This window comes from Lutimaribacter marinistellae, assembly GCF_042648365.1.
GTDB classification, from domain to species: domain Bacteria; phylum Pseudomonadota; class Alphaproteobacteria; order Rhodobacterales; family Rhodobacteraceae; genus Lutimaribacter_A; species Lutimaribacter_A marinistellae.
Map to the genome: position 1 here is coordinate 6,852 of NZ_JBHRXI010000039.1, position 3,543 is coordinate 10,394.

Annotated in this window: 3 protein-coding genes and 1 pseudogene; 2 read left to right on the forward strand and 2 right to left on the reverse strand. The window is 58.3% G+C overall.

The features are described from left to right. Positions 1 to 20: 20 nt before the first annotated feature. Entirely contained in the window at positions 21 to 236 is a 216-nt protein-coding gene (locus tag ACFORG_RS20285; RefSeq protein ID WP_386737394.1) for a YMGG-like glycine zipper-containing protein, read from the reverse strand. A 382-nt stretch (positions 237 to 618) separates the two neighbouring features. On the opposite strand from ACFORG_RS20285, the gene ACFORG_RS20290 reads away from it, so the two are divergent. Continuing rightward, positions 619 to 1,059 carry a MarR family winged helix-turn-helix transcriptional regulator gene (locus ACFORG_RS20290; protein WP_386737395.1) on the forward strand — a complete coding sequence of 147 codons (441 nt, stop codon included), beginning with the start codon at positions 619 to 621 and terminating at the stop codon, positions 1,057 to 1,059. Between the two features lie 210 nt (positions 1,060 to 1,269). Next, positions 1,270 to 1,901: pseudogene (locus tag ACFORG_RS20295) on the forward strand (tyrosine-type recombinase/integrase). Positions 1,902 to 2,089: 188 nt separating this feature from the next. Here ACFORG_RS20295 and ACFORG_RS20300 read toward each other — a convergent pair. After that, positions 2,090 to 3,543, reverse strand: a 1,454-nt coding sequence (locus tag ACFORG_RS20300) for an arylsulfatase (protein WP_386737396.1), incomplete at its 5' end; no start/stop codon positions are given.

Sequence of the window (3,543 nt, forward strand, 5' to 3'; positions counted from 1 at the left end):
ATGACTGAGGGATCAGACGTTCACTTTTTGACAGCGCCGGCGATCGCACCGACGACCGCGCCACTGCGCGCACCCGAGCTGCCACCGACCAGCGCGCCAACGCCCGCGCCAATCGCAGCGCCTCCGAGGGTGTTCTTGACCTGCCTTTTGCCCGCGTCCGCCGGCAAGGCCAGGGAAAGGCTCATCCCGAGCGCAAGGACGAGGGTCGTCGATATCGGGCTTTGTATATGCTGCATTTCGTCATTTCCCTTTTGGTTGAAGATCAAGCCGGGGCATTTGGCTGTCTTGGCCAATGCCTTGCATCGCGATAATTCTGCCGGCGGAAGACACGGAGCCCGTTACCAAGACCCTCGACGCCGTGCCCGAGGGGTTCACCGCCGATTGGCGGCATATCGAACTGTGTCTGCCCAGCAGCCGGAACCACATGCCACAGTCGCATGGTCAACCTTCTCTGATCGGCAAGCATTGGAAGCATGCTGTCCTCCCATGTCGTCAGCGACGGAGACATCTGGCAGCGCCCATGATCAGGGTTATTGATGCTATCAATTACTGTTTGATTGATTCTGTCAACCTCTGAAACTATCAATCTTCTACGGCAAAGAAGCAGGAACGGAGCGCATGACATCCATTCACCAAAGTCTCGGATACTGGGTCAGCCTGATATCGCGTTCGATGGAAGCAGAGTTCAGTCGCCGATTGGCGCCCCATGGCCTGACGCGCATGTCTTACGCGGTGCTCGGTGCCATGGTGTTCGACAAGCAATCGACCCCGTCGGATGTCGCTGACTTCCTTGGTCTGGATCGAGGTGCCGCAAGCCGGCTACTGGACAAACTGGAAGTGCAGGGCCTCATTCGACGCGACCGGGATCGTAGCGATCGCCGTTCGGTATCAATACGCGTGACATCGCGCGGTGAAACATTGGCGCATGAGATGCAGGTTCAATCGCGGGTCGTGAACGATATGTTCACCGCAGCGCTTACGCCCGACCAGGCAGCCGAGTTCATCGAAATGGCAAAAGCAATGGTGGCCCGATCGGAGGCGCGCCCCAACAGCCTGTAAAACGTGAACCAAAAGACGTGCGGTCGGACTCCAAGCGACATGACGTGAAGATCGATGGTGGATTTGACCTTCCCCTGCGATTAGGGCCGGTTTGATCGGGAATCTTCCGGTTGGGTTTCAGTGTTGAGCGACAGCGCGGCGGATTTGGTATGTTCGGCCGTCGGCATGATGCTGAAGACGTGGCGGGCGTGGTGGATCGGAGGAACCACCATGACGACTACAAACCTGCCAGCCATCCGCGCCTGCCGTCCCGCTTGGAACAAGGGCCGCATCGTCGGCCAGAAGCGTCCGCTTGAGCCGAAACATGTATGGGCGATCCGGGTCCGCCTCGAGATTGCTCAGCGGATGCGCGAACTTGCGCTCTTCAATCTCGCCATCGACAGCAAGTTACGCGGATGCGACCTGGTGAAGCTGAAGGTCGCTGACGTCTATGCGGCCGGATGGGACAAGTACCGCTCTTCGATCGTCCAGAGCAAAACCCAGACGCCGGTCAGCTTCGAGATCACCAAGGGGACTCGAAAAGCCATCGTGGCTCGGCTCGAGGCTCCGCTGATGGTGGGGTCGGAGCATCTCTGGCCCGGTCGCTTTCACGAGCGCCGGCATATTTCGACAAGGCAATACGCCCGCCTCGTCCGAGACTGGGTGACGTCTATCGGTCTCGAGCCGAGCGCCTACGGGACCACTCCATGCGGCAGACCAAGGTGGCGCAGATACATCGCAAAACTGGCAACCTCCGCGCAGTGCAGCTTTTGCTCGGCCACACGAAGATGGATAGCACGGTGCGCTACCTCGGCGTCGAACTCGAAGATGCGCTTGCCATCGCGGAGGCGATAGAGCTCTGAAAAGTCGGGCCGGTCGGTAGCGACCGGCCCTTGCCCGTCATTGGCCGCCCTCGTCGACGCTGCAGTGCGGTTTTACCGAACCGGCCGTTCGAACCGTTGTGCAGCATAGCCGGATATGTGAGTGTGGTCAGTGCGGGACAATTCAGTCTCTCACCCAAGCACCGAGATCGAACTTTTCGCTTTAGATTTTAGTTCGAGGGCTCGTAGGGTTCCGGCACTCCGAACGGGACTGGTGGCTCTTCGATGAGCGTCTTCTCGAATGCCACGATCTTCTCGAAGATGATGGGCAGGATCCAGGTAGCTTCCTCCTGGATCTCGTATTCCTCTTTCGGGTCGGTGATAAGGTTGAAGACGCGAGGCACATTGAGCGGACGCGGATCGCTGTTCATGTTCTCCAGCTCGATCAGATGGAGTTTCCAGTTTCGCCACTTGTAGCCGTAAACGTCGTCGTTGTTGTAGATGATGAAACCTTCCCGGTTCGAGGTGTCCTGCTCTCCCAGAAAGAAATCGAGCTGGTCTACGCCATCGACGATCCGATCATCCGGAACATCGTAGCCAGCAACGCGGCCCAGAGTTGGCAGCATGTCCACCAAGTGCACGATTTCGTTACTGGTAGAACCCGCTTCGATGCGGCCTGGCCACCGCATTAGGAATGGAACGCGCAGCGACCCTTCCCACGCAGTGAAATAGCTGCCCCGCCATGGTCCAGCCGTGCCGTGCCATGGTTGGAAGTACTCAGGCCCGTTGTCGCTCAGCCAGATGACGATAGTGTTGTCTTCAACGCCAAGGTCGCTGATCGCGTCGAGGATTTGCCCGGAGCGAAAATCAATCTCGGCCAGCACATCAGCATAATGGCCATTGCCCGTGATACCGTCGAAATCCGGATGCGGCAGCGTTGGCAAGTGCGGCTGCGTAAAGGGCACAAACGCAAAGAATGGCTCATCACTGGCGACAGATCTCTCCATGAAATCGATGGCACGGGACGTCAGTTCGCCGTCGATCTCCCGACGCGATGCAAGGGTGTAGGGTTTGACGTCTCGAGGCGTTTCGCCGCGTGTCGCCTCCTGAATCATCGGCTGACCGCTAACCGACGCATCGAACTGGAACTGCGATGAATACTCGGATTCATCCGTTGTGTTCGCGACGCCATACCATTCGTCGAACCCCTGATCGGTTGGGAAACGACCGGGCATGTCACCGAGATGCCATTTACCAAACATGCCGGTCGAGTAGCCAGCATCCGAGAACAACTCGGCCATGGTTACTTCCCATCCTACCATGCCGTAAGGAACGCCCCAAACAACCCTCGTGGTGGCAGAACGGATCGGACGGCGACCTGTCATCAACGCCGAACGACTGGGCGTGCACTGTGGCTCGACATTGAAGTTCAAAAGCCTCATCCCCTCTTCGGCCAACGCATCGAGACGAGGGGTCGCGGCCCCGCGTAGTACTCCGCCACCGTAGACGCCCAACTCACCCCAGCCGAGGTTGTCGACCATCATCAACACGACATTGGGTTGCTCATTGGCCTGAGCCAAGGATGAGTTGCCCCACAGGACACAAGCTGCAAGCGACATCAGGATTTGTTTGAGCGGATTTCGCATTCGGATGCCCCCATCTTGGCCCGGGTATTCGTGAAGCG